General features: G+C 48.9%; 9 protein-coding genes. 7 read left to right on the forward strand and 2 right to left on the reverse strand.

Going from position 1 to position 19,709, the window contains the following annotated elements:
- Window positions 1-112: 112 nt before the first annotated feature.
- The gene (locus HFV01_RS19165; protein WP_193520295.1) at window positions 113-3,871 is read left to right on the forward strand and encodes an Ig-like domain-containing protein; all 3,759 of its coding nucleotides are present in this window, start codon (window positions 113-115) and stop codon (window positions 3,869-3,871) included.
- 103 nt (window positions 3,872-3,974) lie between these two features.
- A complete protein-coding gene (locus HFV01_RS19170) occupies window positions 3,975-10,811 on the forward strand; it encodes a cadherin-like domain-containing protein (protein WP_193520296.1) in 6,837 nt (2,278 codons plus the stop codon).
- A 98-nt stretch (window positions 10,812-10,909) separates the two neighbouring features.
- On the opposite strand, the gene HFV01_RS19175 is transcribed toward HFV01_RS19170, so the two are convergent.
- Window positions 10,910-11,467: a CDP-archaeol synthase gene (locus HFV01_RS19175; RefSeq protein ID WP_231296414.1), complete on the reverse strand. Its 558-nt coding sequence runs from the start codon at window positions 11,465-11,467 to the stop codon at window positions 10,910-10,912.
- A gap of 690 nt (window positions 11,468-12,157) precedes the next feature.
- Between HFV01_RS19175 and HFV01_RS19180 the strand changes: the two genes are divergently transcribed.
- Both HFV01_RS19180 and HFV01_RS19185 read left to right on the forward strand, forming a co-directional pair.
- Window positions 12,158-12,334 (forward strand): hypothetical protein, encoded by a 177-nt coding sequence (locus tag HFV01_RS19180; protein WP_193520297.1) that lies wholly within the window; start codon window positions 12,158-12,160, stop codon window positions 12,332-12,334.
- 203 nt (window positions 12,335-12,537) lie between these two features.
- Window positions 12,538-13,401, forward strand: coding sequence for a sulfotransferase family protein (locus HFV01_RS19185; protein ID WP_193520298.1), 864 nt, complete (start codon window positions 12,538-12,540; stop codon window positions 13,399-13,401).
- A 388-nt stretch (window positions 13,402-13,789) separates the two neighbouring features.
- Here HFV01_RS19185 and HFV01_RS30955 read toward each other — a convergent pair whose 3' ends face one another.
- Window positions 13,790-14,545, reverse strand: coding sequence for a hypothetical protein (locus tag HFV01_RS30955; RefSeq protein ID WP_318285807.1), 756 nt, complete (start codon window positions 14,543-14,545; stop codon window positions 13,790-13,792).
- Here HFV01_RS30955 and HFV01_RS19195 point away from each other — a divergent pair.
- The 3 genes from HFV01_RS19195 to HFV01_RS19205 all read left to right on the forward strand — a co-directional run bounded on the left by HFV01_RS19195 (window position 14,510) and on the right by HFV01_RS19205 (window position 19,655).
- Complete coding sequence (locus HFV01_RS19195; protein ID WP_193520299.1) at window positions 14,510-17,077, forward strand: FG-GAP-like repeat-containing protein; 2,568 nt, start codon at window positions 14,510-14,512, stop codon at window positions 17,075-17,077. The genes HFV01_RS30955 and HFV01_RS19195 overlap by 36 nt on opposite strands.
- Window positions 17,078-17,282: 205 nt before the next feature.
- Entirely contained in the window at window positions 17,283-18,110 is an 828-nt protein-coding gene (locus HFV01_RS19200; protein WP_318285808.1) for a calcium-binding protein, read from the forward strand.
- 33 nt (window positions 18,111-18,143) lie between these two features.
- The gene (locus HFV01_RS19205; protein ID WP_193520300.1) at window positions 18,144-19,655 is read left to right on the forward strand and encodes a sensor histidine kinase; all 1,512 of its coding nucleotides are present in this window, start codon (window positions 18,144-18,146) and stop codon (window positions 19,653-19,655) included.
- Window positions 19,656-19,709: the final 54 nt, after the last annotated feature.

Consider the following 19,709-nt stretch of genomic DNA (forward strand, 5'->3'; position numbering starts at 1 on the left):
ATGTGGCTACCTTCCCCAAATCATGCCCCCAAAAACTTAAATAGCCTAACCGTTAAAATAACCCCTTGTCTATGCCAAAATTCCCAAGTCATCACCAATTAGGAGTCACCTCATGACCAGTTCAACCATTCCCACCGCCCCCGCTCAACTTGCGTTGCGAGTATCTCCTGGAGATCAAATTCTCAGCCTCAACCAAGTTGTCCTCATCTTTCCCGCCGAACCAATACCCAACAGATTTGAAACCTTCCCTGGGTCCATCACCAACATATTACCCGCCTCCAACGGCTTAGGGGATACCCTACTCGGAGAGGGAGGAGTCACACTATTTGTTCCCGATGAGCCAGGCTTTGAAGCTACAATTCAAGGTAGCAGTGAAACCGTAATAGTAGTTAGAGCCGGCGGACAAGACCAAGGATTCCTCACCGTTCTAAATCGAGAACCCGGTAGACTCCAAAGCCGTGCAGACGGCTCCTTTGTCTTTATCCCTGACGATGCAGGAGACCCAGAGCCAGACCCAGGGACTGACCCATCACCAGATCCAGGAACTGACCCAGGAACTGACCCAGAACCAGAACCCAGGGAAAATCAACCCCCCATAGCCAACGATGTTTTTGTCACCACCACCCAGGGACAAGACACCTTTTTTGATGTACTCTTCAACGACACAGACCCAGACGGAGATACCCTCAGCGTTCAAAACTTCAGCAGCACCGCCAACGGAGCCCTAATCTTTAACGGTGCGGGAATCTTCACCTATCGACCCAACCCAGACTTTTTTGGTACTGATGGCTTTAGTTACAATGTCACCGACGGGACAGACTCCGACCTAGCGCAAGTGGTGATCTCAGTTCAACCTACCGACCTTCCCCAAATTATCGAAGGAATAGGTCAAGGAACTACCGGAGATGACTCGATTATCGGCTCATCAGGAGATGATGTCATCAGTGGTTTAGCTGGAAACGATACCATCTTCGGTTTGGCAGGAAACGACCTCCTACAAGGTGGGGAAGGCGATGACCTACTATTCGGCAACCAAGGGAACGATACCCTAGACGGTGGACCGGGTAATGATACCGCCTATGGAGGTCAGGGAGATGACCTGATGATTGGTGGGGATGGTAATGACTTACTATTCGGCAACCTCGGCAACGATACCCTATTGGGGGGACCTGGGGCAGATTCTATGTATGGCGGGGACGGCAACGACTGCATTCGGGGTGGTATTGGGAATGACTTGATTTTTGGCGACAAGGGTAATGATATCCTCTGGGGAGATGACGGCAACGACACGATTTATGGTGGCGAGGGAGATGATTTAATCTTCGGTAATGATGGTGCTGATCTATTATTTGGAGGAGTTGGAAACGATACCATTTTTGGTGGACCAGGAAACGATACTATCATCGGCGGCGAAGGTGATGATCAAATTGCTGGAGAAGTGGGAGATGATTTATTATTTGGAGGTCCCGGAGCCGATACCCTAACAGGTGGTTCCGGTAGTGATACCTTTGCGATCGCCGAAGGTAGTGGAGGCGGTAGCGTAGAAGAAGCTAATGTCATTAATGACTTCACTGGTGGGACTGATAAAATTGGTTTGTTGGGGAACCTCACCTTTGAACAACTCAGCATTACCCAAAGCGAGGAAAACGCCGGGAATGCTATTATCCGTAATGGTAGTGATGGAGAGTTCCTAGCAGTTCTCATTGGGGTTAACAGCAATAACTTAACCGCCTCCGATTTTGTCCCCGTCGTCGGCTTGGACATCGGCATACCCACACCACCCACACCGACACCACCGACACCACCGACACCACCGACACCACCGACACCACCGACACCCACACCGACACCACCGACACCCACACCGACCCCTCCTGTACCTCCACTTCCGCCACCCCCACCCCCTATCAACTTGCCACCTAACGCAGTTGATGACCGGGTGAGACGAGCAGTGAACCAACCAGTGACCTTTGACGTACTCGCCAATGATAGCGACCCAGAAGGGGAACCTATTAGGGTGATTGAATTTACCATGACCACTGGGGGGGACTTAATCCAAAGTCCTGCTGACCCCAGAGGCGGAACATTTACTTATACTCCTAATCCTGGCTTTGTAGAGCCGGAAACCTTTACCTATACCATAACTGATGGTAGTGGTAACACTGCTCAAGCCACTGTATTTATACAGGTTAATCAACCGCCAGAATTAGTAGTTAATCGCGGGATTATCCTACTGCCAACTCAGCAACAAACCATCACAGTTAATAACCTATTTGCCGAAGACCCAGACAATCTTCCGACTGAGGTATTTTATGAGGTATTAAGAGAGCCTCAAGCTGGTATTATGCAGAGATTGGGGACTACTTCCACCGATCGCATCAGAACTGGCGATCGATTCAGCCAAGAAAGCATTAATACTGGTGCTATTATCTATACCTCTGGTAGAGAGTCTGGCGTAGATGATTTAGTATTCCGACTCACAGATAGTGTGGCCACCTTACCCCAGCAAATCTTTAGTATCTCAGTCGTGGATGACTTCATTCAGGGAACTGATGAAGATGACAACATAGAGGGTACCGCCTTGAGTGAGTACATTCAAGGATTTGGTGGTAATGATACCCTCGTGGGTGTTGGCGGTCGAAATATCCTCGATGGAGGTCCGGGAAATGACTCCATAGTGGGGGGAAGTGGTAATGATGTCATTGATGGTGGAGAAGGAAACGATACCCTATTGGGTAACGAAGGTAACGACTCCATCTTTGGTGGACCCGGTAACGATTCCATCATTGGCGGTAGCGGAATTAACAGTCTATTTGGAGAAGGTGGAGACGATACCATTATCGGCGGTGATGATGGTAATTTACTCAGTGGTGGTGTTGGTAATGACTCCCTCACTGGTGGCACAGGTAACGATACCATTTTTGGTGGTGATGGTAATGACACCATAATTACTGAGCGAGGCGATAACCAATTATTTGGAGATGACGGTAACGATTTAATCTTCGGTGGAATTGGTCGAGATCTCATTCAAGGCGGACCAGGCAATGATACCCTAATTGCTGGCTCTGGTAATAACACCATTTTTGGTGGACTGGGTAACGATTCTATCGTTGGCGGCGAGGGAGATGACACCCTGTTTGGTGGTGAAGGTAACGACACCATTGATGGAATTGGCGGTGATAACAGCATCTTTGGCGGCGCTGGGAATGATTCGATTATAGCCGGACCCGGTAATGATACCGTATTTGCTGGACCAGGTAATGATCAGGTCTTTGGTGGTGATGGTAACGACCTCATCTTCGGAGACAGTGGCAATGATACCATCTTTGGTGGCAGTGGAGATGATACCATATCTGGGGGAGCAGGTTCTGACCTACTCACAGGAAATTCCGGTAACAATGTCTTCTACTACCTCAACCCCGGCGAGGGAGTCGATATCATCACTGATTTTAAACAACCAGGAAACGATCGCTTCTTAATTGTATCTGGAGAAAACAATTTTGATGGCTTAGTTCCCACCGTTGGCACCGCCGCCGCACCCCTCCAAAGTGCTATCATTAGCGCTCTAGGCTCCGAAGGTACCGACATTAGCGGACGACAATTAATTATCTTCCAAGACACCTTTGATAATATTCAAGCCGTTAACGCCGCGCTCAAAAATCAAAGGGGTTCAGATGGCGGTTCCGCTTTGTTCCTCTACCGGAATAACCTCACCTATCCAGGTTTCCAAGGTAACTATATTCTCGGTTTTGACCCGGACTTATCTGATGATAGTTTACCCGCCTTTGACCTGGCTATTCTGCAATCAATTGATCCTTCGACCGATAACATTAGTACCATTCTCGGCTCTAATGATTTCATCATCATCTAGCCATAGTTCCTGATTTCCCAAAGCAGGGGAGAACAGTTAAACCCATATCCTCCCCTGTTTCAATATTCCCCCTAATACTTGATCACTATTAAGGAGTTCCATCATGACTGGTGTTAATATCCCTACCACCCTCGCTCTCATCTCTCGCCGAGTTATTCCTGGTAATAGTCTACTAAACACTAATAATATTGAATTAATTTTTCCGGCTGACCCCATTCCTGGTAAATTTCAAACCTTTGGGGGGACTATCGGGGATACCATGACCGGAGCCAATGGGGAACTCTTATTTATTCCTGAACAACCGGTTTTACAAGCTGTTTCGATCGCTACCAGTTCCATTGTTTATCTTGAACAAACTGACTCAGGCTTGCAAAGTCTCACAGGACAAGTCGGAGAAACTTTACCTGGTGGTGGCGGGGAAATTCTCTTTCGACCAGAGGGTTTTGAGTTTCCCGAACCGGAACCCGCACCAACTCCCGCACCAACTCCCGCACCAACTCCCGCACCAACTCCCGCACCCGACCCAGAACCCGCACCCGACCCAGAACCCGCACCCGACCCAGAACCCGCACCCGACCCAGAACCAGAAATCATCACCATACAAGGTTCAGGAGTTGGTACAGAGGGAAACGATACCATTCTGGGTAGTGATTTTAATGATGCGATCGATGGTGTAGGTGGTAATAACATCATTTTCGGTTTAGGGGGAGATGACTTTATCCGAGGGGGTGATGGTGCAGACTCCATTAATGGCAATGACGGTAATGATACCATCTATGGTGGCGACGGAGATGATTGTATCCGGGGTGGTCAGGGTAATGATTTAATTTTTGGTGAAGGTGGGAATGACCTGTTATTCGGTGATAAAGATGCTGATATCCTCTTCGGTGTCTCTGGTAATAACACCATGTATGGAGGTCAAGGTAATGACAGCCTCATAGGGGGTGAAAATGACGACCTGATGTTTGGCGATAAGGGTAGCGATACATTAGTAGCTGGTGGTGGCAATAATACCCTTTATGGTGGCGCTGATAATGATTTCCTGTTTGGTGGGACTGGTAACGATTTACTCTTTGGTGATGATGGTAATGATGAACTCGTTGGTGGTAAGGGGAATGATACTATCTTTGGCGGTCCCGGTGACGACATAATTTTTGGCGGTGATGGTAATGATATATTAAGAGGCGGAAAGGGTAACGATCGCCTCTTTGGAGATGAAGGTAATGATTTACTAGAAGGCGGTCGTGGTGTTGATACCCTCACTGGTGGTGGTGGTAGAAATATATTTGTTGTTGGCTTAGTTGTCAGTGCGTCTGAAGGTGGTGGTAGTGTAATTACAGGTACCACTGGCGGCGCTTCCCCAGAATTAGCAGATTTGATCACCGACTTTCAAGCTGGTGTTGACAAAATTGGATTAACCGGAGGACTCACCTTTGCGGATATTGAAATTCGTCGTGGTGAAGGTGCCAATATCAGAAATACATTGCTCATAGACCGCAATACCGGAGACTTTTTAGCAGTTTTATTAAATGTAGATCCAGCCATGCTGGACGAAACAGATTTTCTCATCGACCCAGACGGACCTTTAGTAGATCCTGAACCTGAACCTGAACCTGAACCCGGACCTGAACCTGAACCCGAACCTGAACCTGAACCTGAACCCGAACCCGAACCCGAACCCGAACCTGAACCCGGACCCGACCCAGAACCCGAACCCGACCCAGAGCCAGAACCTAGTCCGACTCCGACTCCGACTCCTAGTCCTGAACCGACTCCCACTCCTCCTGTTCCCACTCCTCCCCCGGTTCCCACGCCAACCCCGACCCCGACTCCGACTCCGACCCCGACTCCGACTCCGACTCCTTCTGATGGTATTGAAGCCGGAAATGATACCCTTAGTGTGGCACAGAACAGTTCATTAAACGTTAATAATTCCACTCTGTTAGAGAATGATAGTCCGTCAAGACCAGGGGATATTCTCACCATCACAGATCTACCATCAACCACCAGCGAAGGTGGCACAATCGAGCGGACTAATTCATCTTTTATCTATACACCACCCAGGGATTTTGTGGGGGTAGATAGTTTCGTTTATACGGTGCGAGATAGTGCTGGTCAAACTGCTACTGCTACAGTTTTCATTAATGTAGAGTTAGTTAATGAGCCTCCTGTTATTGACCTCAATTCTGCCGCACCTGGGAACGATTTTAGCACCGACTTTACCGAAGGAGATTCTCCTGTCCGTATTGGCGCACTGGGTAGTATTAGCATTAGCGACCCAGATGGTGATGATATAGTTTCAGCCACTGTTACTATTACCAACCCCGCCAATGGAGAGGAAGAAGGTTTATCAATTACCGGGCTTTTATCTCCCAATATTACCGCCGATGCTTATGACCCAAATACGGGGGTTTTACTACTCACTGGAACTGCGCCTCCCGTAGCTTATGAAGATGCCATTTCCCGAATATTTTATAATAACACATCCCTAGCACCAGGGACAAGCGATCGCCTAATTACCGTCATCCTTAGTGATGGCATTGAAGACAGTAATCCCGCCAATTCTATCATTAGGATTACCGCCATTAATAACCCCCCGGAAAATACAGTTCCCGAACCACAAGAAACCGATGGAGAAACCCCCTTAGTATTCAGTGAAGAGAACAACAATTCCATTAGTATTGCCGACCCTGATGCTGGTAGTAGCCCAGTAGAAGTTAGCCTAGTTGCCACCAACGGCATTTTAACAGTCGGCACCAATACAGAAGGGGTGCAAATTAACGGCAGCGACACCGACACCCTAACCCTTACAGGTGTAATAGATTCACTTAACCGCGTCCTAGATGGTTTAACCTTTACCCCCACCGAGGGATTTAATGCCCAAAACGGACAGTTAGAAATTACCACCAACGACCTCGGAAACACCGGAGAAGGCGGTCCTTTAACGGCTACAGATACCATCACCATTGAAACCCTAAACCGACCACCCGTCGCGGAAGATGATCAGGTTGATGCTTTACTAAATACTGCCATAAACATCCCTGGGGAAACTTTACTAGCTAATGATAGCGACCCTGATGGTGATGTTCTGACCATCATAGAAGTGGCTAATGCTAATAACGGTACAGTAGAACTAGACCCAGAAGCCGGTGATGTGTTATTTACCCCGGACTCGGACTTTCTCGGAGAAGCTAGTTTTGAGTACACCATTAGTGATGGACGTTCAGGTACTGACACAGCCACAGTGACGGTGCTGGTAAAATCTCTCCCTACGGCTGTTGATGACGAGAATAACACCCTTGCTAACCAAATTTTGAGTGTTGAGTCATCGGAGGGAGTTCTCGCCAATGACTTCGATTTAGACGGGGATCCGTTAACGGTTGTGGCTTTTGATGGCAGGAGCGCTCAGGGTGCTACAGTACAAGTTAATCCCGATGGTAGTTATACATTCGACCCCAGAAATGCTAATGCTTTATTGGCGTTGCGGGAAGAACAGGAGATAGTTGATACTTTCACGTACACTATCGAGGATATTGATGGTAATCAGGCTACGGCTACCGTCCGCATTACTGTAACTGGAGTTAATGAACCTCCTGTTGCTGTCGATGATAGCAATAGTATCCTGGCGAATACAGTCTTAACTGTAAATGCGGCTCAAGGAGTTTTGGTTAATGATACCGACCCGGAAGGGGGTCTGTTAGAGGTGGTTGGTTTTGACTCTAATAGTTCTCGGGGTGCTACAGTTACCGTTAATTCTAATGGTAGCTACACCTACAACCCAACCGCAGTAGAATCATTTATAGCATTGCGGTCTGGTGCCACCTTAGAAGATACCTTCACCTATACAGTAGCTGATGATATGGGTAGTACAGCCACCGCTACTGTCACCATTACTGTCACCGGGGTTAATGAACCACCCAGTAACAACGTACCAGAAACCCAAGCCACTAATACTGATACACCGCTGGTATTTAGCACAGAAACTGATAATGCTATTACCATTGCTGACCCAGACGCGGGGGATGACCCGTTAGTGGTGACTATAGTGGCGACCAATGGGACAGTTACCCCAGGGGAAAATACCGAAGCGGTGGAAGTTACTGGCGAAAACACGGAAACTCTCACCTTGACTGGTACTCTCTCAGCTATTAACCAAGCCTTAGAAGGGTTAACATTTACCCCATTACCAGAGTTTCTCAACGAAAATGGTAGCTTGGAAATTACGACTAATGACCAAGGTGGTGGAGATCCTGATAATCCTTTAACGGCTACAGATACCATCACCATTGAAACCCTAAACCGACCACCCGTCGCGGAAGATGATCAGGTTGATGCTTTACTAAATACTGCCATAAACATCCCTGGGGAAACTTTACTAGCTAATGATAGCGACCCTGATGGTGATGTTCTGACCATCATAGAAGTGGCTAATGCTAATAACGGTACAGTAGAACTAGACCCAGAAGCCGGTGATGTGTTATTTACCCCGGACTCGGACTTTCTCGGAGAAGCTAGTTTTGAGTACACCATTAGTGATGGACGTTCAGGTACTGACACAGCCACAGTGACGGTGCTGGTAAAATCTCTCCCTACGGCTGTTGATGACGAGAATAACACCCTTGCTAACCAAATTTTGAGTGTTGAGTCATCGGAGGGAGTTCTCGCCAATGACTTCGATTTAGACGGGGATCCGTTAACAGTTGTGGCTTTTGATGGCAGGAGCGCTCAGGGTGCTACAGTACAAGTTAATCCCGATGGTAGTTATACATTCGACCCCAGAAATGCTAATGCTTTATTGGCGTTGCGGGAAGAACAGGAGATAGTTGATACTTTCACGTACACTATCGAGGATATTGATGGTAATCAGGCTACGGCTACCGTCCGCATTACTGTAACTGGAGTTAATGAACCTCCTGTTGCTGTCGATGATAGCAATAGTATCCTGGCGAATACAGTCTTAACTGTAAATGCGCCTAGAGGTGTGCTGAGTAATGATACAGACCCGGAAGGGGGTCCGTTAGAGGTGGTTGATTTTGACTCTAATAGTTCTCGGGGTGCTACAGTTACGGTTAATCCTAATGGTAGCTACACCTTTGACCCAAGGGAGGTAGAATCATTTATAGCATTGCAGGAAGGGGAAACTTTAGAAGATACGTTTACTTACACAGTAGCTGATGATATGGGTCTTACAGCCACGGCTACCGTCACCATTACTGTCACCGGGGTTAATGAACTTCCTGTTGTGGATCTGAGTCCTGATGATTCGGGAACCCTTAATTTTGCCACTACTTTCACCGAAAAAGAGCCACCAGTTTTGATCGCTTCTGGTGATGGTGTTAGGATTACCGACCCTGATAATGATAGCCTAGTGGGCGCTACTGTCAGGATTACTAATCTGTTAGATGGGGATTTTGAGGAATTAGCAGTTAATACGGGTGATACCGATATTACGGCTAATTATAATCAAACTACGGGGGTGTTAACACTCTCTGGGGAAAATTCCCTGAGTGTTTACGAAGAGGTTTTGGCAACGGTAACATATATAAATCGTTCCCTCGATCCAAATACAAGCGATCGCATTATTGAAGTCGTGGTAAATGATGGCAGGGATGATAATAACCCCCTAGCTGTTAGCACTATTTCTGTCGTGGCGGTTAATGACCCCCCTGTAATTGATTTAGATACCACTAACAGTGTCGTCGGCGGTAACAACTTCGCTACTACCTTTGAAAGGGGAGGAGAGCCAGTGGCGATCGCTTCTAATAATGTCAGCATTACCGACCCAGATAATACTACCATCCAATCCGCAACTATTACTCTGACCAATCCCATCAATGGGGAAGATGAGGGTTTATCCGTCATTGGCGGACTTCCGGGGGGTATCACTGCCGAAACCTATAATCCCGAAACGGGGGTTCTTAGCCTCTCTGGTAGTGCCTCTTTAGCCAACTATCAAACAGCTATTTCCCGCGTGTTTTACAACAATACCTTAAATCGTCCTGACACTACAAACCGCATAGTAATAGTGGTTGTGAATGATGGCAGTGATGACAGTAATGAACCTCGGACAACTATTGATATCCTGCTTATAAATCGGCCTCCGGTGGCTGTGGATTATGGTCCAGTTTACACCAACGCTAGAACTCAATTCTCCTTTAACCCCGTTTCTAATGATACCGATCCAGATGAAGATCCGCTTACCTTAGAAAGTATCAGAGGCACGTCTGACTTCGCACTGGTAACTACTAGCGGGAATTTAATCAATTATACTCGACTTACTAATGACACACTAACTGATGAGTTCTCCTATTTCATTAATGATGGACAGGGTGGAACCGCCACCGCTATGATTAGCGTTGAATGGCTACCCCGACCTACTGATGATCCACAAACAGTTACAGGGGGTGAATTTAGCGACTTTTTGACTGGTGGCGCTGGTAATGATACCCTAATTGGTCTAGGGGGTAATGATACCTTATCGGGATTGGGTGGTAATGATAGCCTAGTTGGTGGTTTGGGGAGTGATTGCTTGGTCGGTGGTACTGGTAATAACATTTTTGCCTATGAAACCCCTGATGATGGTGGCGGCACCGCATTTAATGCTGATAGTACAGGTAGTATTGATGAACAAATTGGCACCGGGTTATATGATACGATCGCCGATTTCACAGGTCTGGGAGATGCCGAAGGAGATGCGATCGCTTTATCTAGTGATTTGATTCCCAATACTGACCGCATTCTCCTAACCGTTCAAACTGATATTTCATCTAATGTCTTGAATGGAAATAATCTGTTTGCTTATGATGATGGTAGCCATACTTACATCATTTATGATGGTGATGGTGATAATACTACCGGGGACGACTCCCAGATTTTAGCCAGACTCCAAAATATCACAGGGATAACCGAGTTATCACCCGATGATTTTCTGATTTTTTAGAGAGTCTCACCCGCCTATAACAGGCGGGTATGTCCTGCTTTTGGGGAGGAATATAGCCAACTCCAGAACCCGCCTCTACTCGTGAATATGGTATGATATTACTTCAACCCTAACCTTTTTCGTAGCCAAGTTGCACCCATAAATAATAAGGGAGTGGCGATTAAACCCACACTGATAAAATGTAGGGGAAAGTGGAAGTAAAAATACCATAAAATCAGAACTCCATAGGTCGAGTCTATATGGTCAAACAGATAAGTAATGATATTCGCTTCTTCTCCCGGGGCAATATTTAGCCGACGTTTGATATAAGAGTTGGGCAATTCTGACAGGTTAAATACCAACCCGGTTAGCAACCCAAATTCAACCGCCTTAAAGTCTTGGAAATGGATAGGAAAATCCGGGTTAATTCCCGCCAATGATTCTAGGAATTGAAACCCGAATACACTCACCATAAAAGTGAGGGGTAGACTAATGAGACCCCGCCATTTTTTGTTTTCGCCAAACCATTCTTTTTGCACCGGGAAGTTTAATAATTGAAACGGTGGAGTTTTCCATAAGAATGCTTCTAAAACTCCTGCCACAAATAACCCGCAGGCTATCCACATCAAATTCAGTAAGTCCCAGGTTAGCATTGATAATATATCAGTTCTTGTCATGGCATGAGATTAATAGAGTCAATTTATTATCCATTATAAATTATCCCGCCCCCATACTGTATTATTAATGGGATATCGTCGCTTAATAGGATTCCCTGTAGTAGAGCGATCGCTTTTTGGCTCCCGCATCAAAGGGCTATTTCACATCAACTATCCGGCATCATCAGACCCCAGTCCCAGCCTCAAAAAGTTGCACAAATCGGATATAAAAATTGATGGAGGTGTGATATACTCGTGTCATGGGTTTACTAAAGCCCTGCCTAATCATCTCGTTTTCCCAATCAGAAACCGAGACCAATGACTCCTCCCTGGTTTCGGGGTTATCCTCTGAACCTCCGGGGAATCGAGTCTACCTAATCCCATCTGGTCAGGAAACAATCCAATATATTCTCAATCAAGCTGTGTGTGCAGTTGTTAGCTGAACACAGACGGGCTGCGATTTATTGACTGAATAATCTGGATAATTACGACCAGTTTCCGAGATTCACGTCGTGTCTCTCTCCGAGGCTGTATTTGGCTCAAGTAGTTGAGTTTTTTCCCATGCAGATTGATGGGGGTTTTTTGTGCTGTCAAAAATCCCACACCAACCATTAAACCTGCCAACCTCTTGACTATTATCAGCCAATCCCCAACTTATTCCAGATGATTTTCCTGACTCATAAATAAAGGGGAAACACAGCCATAACTAAGATGATGTCAAATCCCAAAACTTTCACCATTCCGTATTCCCGCCATTTCCGAGAATGGCTAGACCCACAGCAACTCAGCCTAGGACTCACCACCTATCAAACCAACCGCCTCTGTCTCAGAGGACTCCAACCCGACCGCCAAATCTACACCCCATCTCGGAATTTGACCGTCCCATGACAATTCAGGCTACCTCAGACCGCCTCTATGTCCTGGCTGCCACTCACCCCACTGGGCCCGACCCCAGAGGGGAGGGAGTCAGGGTCATAGAACTTCAGACCCACCCCCTCATTCCCCAACAGGAGCAGGCTGGAAAAACAGTTTTTCCCTATACCACTGCATCTTGAGTCCATAGCTGCCCAAGTCTAAAATTCCGAGCCAAAATGTCTTTATCAACCCCAACCCTCCATAAAAATATCATCTATGTGACCGGATTACCCCGGTCTGGTTCAACTCTCACCTGTCAACTGCTGGGAGAACATCCAGCCATTTATAGTCCCGGTCACAGTTCCCCCTTACTCAGTGGGATTAAAACCCTGCAACGCCACCTGAGTGATAACGAGTTTTTGCTCTCCCAACTCGACCATCAATTTGAACCGGTGTATCAACGGCTGTTGAATGCCTATCGGGGATTTATCAACGGTTGGTTTGCCGAAACCGAGAAAAACTGGGTCGTTGATAAAAATCGAGGTTGGCTGAACTCCCTGGATTTAGCCCTACACCTAGACCCCAACTGTCGCCTGGTGGTTTGTGTCAGGGAACTGGGACAAATTTATGGTTCCATTGAACAGCAACACCAGAAGACTCTCCTGCTAGACTTTCCCGATGACTTAGCCAATCTCGCCCCTTACCAACGCTGTGAGCGGCTGTTTGCCCCTCAGGGAGTCGTTGGCGGTCCTCTGGAAGCCATTCAGGGGCTACAGGAGAGAACTCCAGAGCAGCAAGAACGGTTATTTTTCGTCGTTTTCGAGCATTTGATGAGCCAACCCCTGGAAGTCATGGGGGACTTATTCACCTGGTTGAACCTAGAACCCGTGAAGATTGACCCCCAAAACCTAACGGTGCGACCCTCAGAAGCGGACAGTTATTACCGCTTCAAATATCTCCATCAAACCTATCCCCAAATTCAGCCCCCAGGGAAACATCCGATTTCCTCTCGGATGCAAGTGGAACTGCAAACCTCTTATCGCTGGTTTTACGAGTTGTTCTATCCGGGACTCTTACCCACTGTAACAGGAGACTCCTGAGCGTGAAACCCAATTTAGCTCGTCCCCCTAGCCTTTAGCCTGCCTCACCCCACAGAGGGGAGAGGCATCCTAAGCTGGACTCTGTTTTCACCCATCAGTCATTTTTATTTATCTAAACGAGGTCAACATCATGGCAATTTTTCGAGTTACCCAAGCCACAGATAATGGTTTAGGCGATACAGAAGGAACCCTAAGCTGGGCAATCTTTGAGGCGAATAAAAACCCCGCAGCCGCCACAATTGTCCTAGAAACCGATGTGACCATTGAAGGTGTGATGAAGCGGCTGATTAACAGCAACATCACCATTACCGGGAATGACCCGGATACCACGGAAATAGAGACAGCCACCATTAGCGGTGGTGACGAGTTTCGCCCCCTGTTTGTCAAGTCAGGAACGGTCAACCTCAACAACTTGACTCTCACCGAGGGGAAAGCCTTGGGTGGCAGTAGTCGCTTCGGTGGCGGGGGTGCCGGGATGGGGGGTGCGCTGTTCATTTATGATGGAACGGTCACGATTGAGAATGCTCAGTTTACCAACAACACTGCCCAGGGTGGGTCGGCTAATGTCAATACATTGAGCTTTGGCGGTGGCGGGATGTTTGGTAATGCTGGCGGCGCTGGCGGCGGCGGGTTGTTTGGTGATTCTGACAGCAATGATGGCGGCTATGGCGGCGAGGGTGGCTATGGCCGCTTTAGCTTTGGCGGCCGCTTTGGCTTTGGCGGCGGCTTTGGCGGCGATGGCGGCGGCTTTGGCCGCGATGGCGGCGATGGCGGCTTTGGCGGCGGCGGCGGCGGCAGCTTGGGCGGCTATGGCGGCTTTGGCGGCGGCGGCGGCGGCGGCTTTGGCGGCGGCCGCGGCGGCTTTGGCGGCCGCGGCGGCTATGGCGGCGGCGGCGGCGGCGACCGCGGCGATGGCGGCTTTGGCGGCTTTGGCGGCGGCGACGGCTTTGGCGGCTTTGGCGCCGCCGGCGGCGGCGCGGGATTCGGTGGTGCCATTTTCATTCGCAGTGGCAGCCTGAGCATTTTCGATACCAGCTTCAGTGATAACAGCGCCACAGGTGGAAGAGGGGCTAACCGAGGTGAGGGACTCGGCGGTGCTATCTTTGCCATGAAGTCCACCACCAACACGAACGGTAACAACCAAGGAATGCCTAGGGATTTGCCTGTCGTACAACTCGGCAACGTTAGCTTCACCGATAACAGTGCAGCCAACGCCATTGGGACTGCACCCGCAGATGGTGTCGGACCCGACCAAAATAATAATGATATTTTTGGAACAACAACGGCCGGGACTGTCATCACCGAAGTCAGCGTACCACCGAACCAAACCTACGGCATCGGACAGGCACTCGAATTTACCGTCACCTTCTCAGAGGCGGTGACTATCACCGGTGCGGTCTCCTTGCCCATTACTCTAGACACAGGAGGTATGGTGAATGCCACCCTGGTGGGTGATGGGTCATCTTCTACCACCCACACTTTCCGTTACACGGTTAATGAGGGCGATGAGGATACCAATGGCATCGAGGTTGGCACGGCTTTAGTCTTATCCGACGGTGCCAGCATTCAAAATGACGATGGCTTCACGGCCAGCCGAACCTTAAATAATATCGGCGATACCACAGGCATCCTGGTTGATACCACCCCACCGGAGGCACCGACCATTACCACCACGGGTGTCACCAACGGCGTGATTGAAGGAACCGCCGAAGCCCGAAGCACAGTCGAAGTGTTCCTAGACGGTGACTCTATTGGTACAGCTACTGCTGATGGGGATGGGAACTGGACATTTACCCGTGAGAAACTCAGTGCCGGAATTTTGACAGCTACCGCCACCAATAAAGCGGGGAACATCTCTGAGAAATCAGCAGTTGTCAGTCTAACTAGAGAAAGAACCGCACCAATTCTCAGTCAAACCGAGTTTAGCCTAACAGCAATTTTCCAAGGCACTACCGACCACACTGGAGATAACCTAAAGACAATAATTGGTGATAGCATCACTGCAGAGCAACTGCCTAACACCTTAAACTTCAGCCACGCTACCGATATCAACCTGCCCGGTGTTTCCCAGGGTTCGGTAGCCACAGCAGACTTCAATGGCAACGGCCAGATCGACATCCTGCTCACGGGCCAAGATAGTAGCGATAACCGCATCAGCCGAGTCTATCTCAACGATGGCAGTGGCGGATTTACCCCGGCCACCGATATCAACCTGCCCGGTGTTTCCCAGGGTTCGGTAGCCACAGCAGACTTCAATGGCAACGGCCAGATCGACATCCTGCTCACGGGCCAAGATAGTAGCGATAACCGCATCAGCCGAGTCTATCTCAACGATGGCAGTGGCGGATTTACCCCGGCCACCGATATCAACCTGCCCGGTGTTTCCCAGAGTTCGGTAGCCACAGCGGACTTCAATGGCAACGGCCAGATCGACATCCTGCTCACGGGCATTGATAGTAGCGATAACCGCATCAGCCGAGTCTATCTCAACGATGGCAGTGGCGGATTTACCCAGGCCACCGATATCAACCTGACCGGTGTTCGCTTCAGTTCCGCAGCCACAGCGGACTTCAATGGCAACGGCCAGATCGACATCCTGCTCACGGGCCAAGATAGTAGCTTGAACACCATCAGCCGAGTCTATCTCAATGATGGCAGTGGCGGATTTACCCCGACCTTTACCGATATCAACCTGCCCGGTGTTTCCCAGGGTTCGGTAGCCACAGCGGACTTCAATGGCGACGGCCAGATCGACATCCTGCTCACGGGCACAATGAGTTTCTTTGACGGCATCAGCCGAGTCTACCTCAACGATGGCAGTGGCAGATTTACCCAGGCCAGCGATATCAACCTGCCCGGTGTTTTCCAGAGTTCGGTAGCCACAGCGGACTTCAATGGCGACGGCCAGATCGACATCCTGCTCACGGGCGCAATGAATCTCTTTGACGGCATCAGCCGAGTCTACCTCAACGATGGCAGGGGCGGGTTTACCCAGGCCACCGATATCAACCTGCCCGATGTTTCCCAGAGTTCGGTAGCCACAGCGGACTTCAATGGCAACGGCCAGATCGACATCCTGCTCACGGGCCAACATAGTGGCAGAAGCATCAGCCGAATCTATCTCAACGAGACAATAGAACCCTCACCAGGCAAAGCCATTATTGAAGCGGACACCAGCAACGGCACCTGGCAATACAGCACGGACAGTGGCACGACTTGGGTAGACTTCCCAGCAGTTCGTCAAACCAACGCCCTCCTCCTCGACGGTAGCAGCCAAGTCCGGTTTGTCCCCAACTCCGACTACTCCGGAGAAGCCACTTACAGCTTCCGCGCCTGGGACCCATCCGATGAACGCGCCGTCGGTAGCACTGCAAATGTTCGCGACCATGGTGGCACGACTCCCTTTAGTGCCGATACAGCCACGGCCACCATCACTGTAGAACCACTCCCAGAGATTACTGTAGAACCACTGCCGGAAACTGACGTTAAGGGTGTCAGTGGCTCGTTCGATGACCCCACACCGGAACCTGACCCCTCACCTGAGCCAGACCCCACACCGGAACCTGACCCCTCACCGGAACCTGACCCCTCACCGGAACCTGACCCCTCACCCGAGCCGGACCCCACACCGGAACCTGACCCCTCACCCGAGCCGGACCTCCACACCGGAACCTGACCCCTCACCCGAGCCGGACCCCACACCGGAACCTGACCCCTCACCGACTCCCACACCGACTCCCACACCGACTCCCACACCGACTCCCGAACCTATTGCTGAGGACACTGAAGAAACACCGATAACAGTACCCCGTGTTTCTACCTTATACAACCCGGCTAACTTCGTTGCTCCTATCTCCTTCCCTCTGTTGTTATCGCCGGAAATGATGTCTCCAACTCCCGGAATTTTCACCAGTGATGATGGCGTAATTCAGGGAACAGAAGGGGATGATGTGATTGTAGGTACTGAAGAAGATGATACTATCCTCGCCGGTCAAGGGGATGACATGGTTATTGCTAATGGCAATAGTTTGATTTTCGGCGAAATGGGTAACGATACCCTTGTTGGCGGTCCGGGAAATGATACCCTGTTTGGCAACCAAGGAAATGACCTGATTTTTGGTGGCTCTGGCAATGATGAAATCTATGGTGGTCAAGGAAATGACACCATTTCTGGTGGCGGTGGAAATGACCTGATTTTTGGTGATATTGGTGATGATTTCATCGAAGGAAATGAGGGTAATAATACCTTGTTTGGAAACCAGGGTAATGACACTATTTTCGGTGGTTCAGACAATGACCTTATCTATGGCGGTCAAGGAAATGACCTCATCCACGGAGGTTCGGGAAATGATACTCTATTCGGAGACAAAGGAAATGACACCATTTTCGGTGGAGAAGGTGATGACCTGATTTTTGGTGGAGAAGGTGATGATATCCTGATTGGTGCGGAAGGTAATGATACGCTGACAGGTGGAGGAGGTCGGAATGGCTTTGTGATTGCTGCTAACTATGGCACTAATACGATTACTGATTTCACCGTGGGTCAGGATACGATTCTCCTTGATGGTGGATTAACTTTTGAGGAACTGACGATCGCCTCTGTTGGCGGTCAAACTCAGATTCTGTTTGGGTCAGAAGTGTTGGCGGAACTTTTGGGTGTCGATGCTAATACCATTAGCCAAAATAACTTCGACACTTTTGTATACTAACTAGGTATTTGTCTCTGGTTATGGTCTCCCCCTATGTTCCAAGCTACTCGAAGACGTTTAGCGATTTGGTACACTGCTGTAACTGCGGTTTTGTTGTTGTTATTTGCTAGTGGGTTTTATCTGTATGTCCGCAATACGTTAATCGATCGCATTGATGACACTCTCAACCATGTCGTCGAGGTAGTAGAGCGATCGCTTGTCATTGAACCCGCCCTCAGCACCATTTCCCCATCTTCCCAGGGGGTGGGGCTTATCACTGTTAATGTCGAAGCCAGTTTTGGCAATAATGTTGATGCTGCTGCTGATGATGACCATATTGATTTAGAATGGTTCAGCCCCACCGGAGAGTTGTTATGGTCTACCCTCTCTCAACCCCTTGATATTCCCCTCCATACCCACCGCAATGGCGAAACTGTCAGGCTAACCGATCATCATTGGTCTTTGGCTAGTCAACTTTCTGGAAATTCTCACCTCACCTCTCAGGAAGTGGTATTGCGACAGGTCACAGACCGCGTAGAAAGAGGTCGCCAGGTGTTGGGATATTTACGGGTCAGTCATCCCTGGTTTGAGGTCACAAAGCCTATTCGTCAATTATTAACCGATTTGGCTATGGGGGGGGTGATGATTTTAATTTCCGTGGCGGCTATTGGTTGGTTTTTATCCGAATTAGCGATCGAACCTGTGCGAGAATCCTATCAACATCTTAAACAGTTTACGGCTGATGCTTCCCACGAACTCCGTAGCCCGATCGCCACTATTCAAACTAATGTCCAGGTGGCTTTAGCAGAAACTGATGTTAATGCAGATATTCATCAGCAATTACAGGTTATTGAAAGGTTGACCAGACGCTTAGGTCGCTTGGTGGATGATTTGCTATTTTTAGCCCGCACCGATGGTAGAATTGTGGAATCTCAGTTTACTTCTGTTCCCCTCGATGCTTTGCTGATGGAAGTCATGGAGGAACAGTCTGCTAACGCGGAGGCGGCTGATATTAATTTATCACTGAATTTGGTGGATCCTCCTTCCCTGTTGTCGGCGGGTGATACTTTACCCCCAGAAACGGAAACTGATTGGTTTACTATGGAGGGCGATCGCGATCAATTGGTTCGGTTGTTGATTAATTTAGTCAGTAATAGTCTCCGCTATACTCCCAGAGGGGGAGAGGTGTCTTTAACTCTGCAATATCTCCCCAAAAATAAGCGATCGCCGCATCATGGTAACTCCAAAGAATACTACCATTGGCAAGAACAGTTTGAGGGCTTACAGGTGATAGTCAAAGATAATGGTATTGGTATCCCCCCACAAGCTATTCCCCACATTTTCGATCGCTTTTATCGAGTAGATCCAGCCCGCCCCAATTTAGACGCGGAAAAATCTGGGGAAGTTACTCAGATTTCCGACACCCCCCAGACATCAGGTTCCGGGCTAGGTTTGGCGATCGTATCAGCGATCGTTGATCATCATCGAGGTAAAATTGAGGTGGAAAGTGCAATTAATCAGGGAACAACCGTTACTGTTACCTTTCCCCTGCAACAAAGTAATTGATAATTGGCGTGTTTGGTTGGGTGCTATGTTTGGGCGGGTTATGGTCGTCTTCGC

The sequence above is a fragment of the Limnospira fusiformis SAG 85.79 genome (assembly GCF_012516315.1).
Lineage (GTDB): Bacteria > Cyanobacteriota > Cyanobacteriia > Cyanobacteriales > Microcoleaceae > Limnospira > Limnospira fusiformis.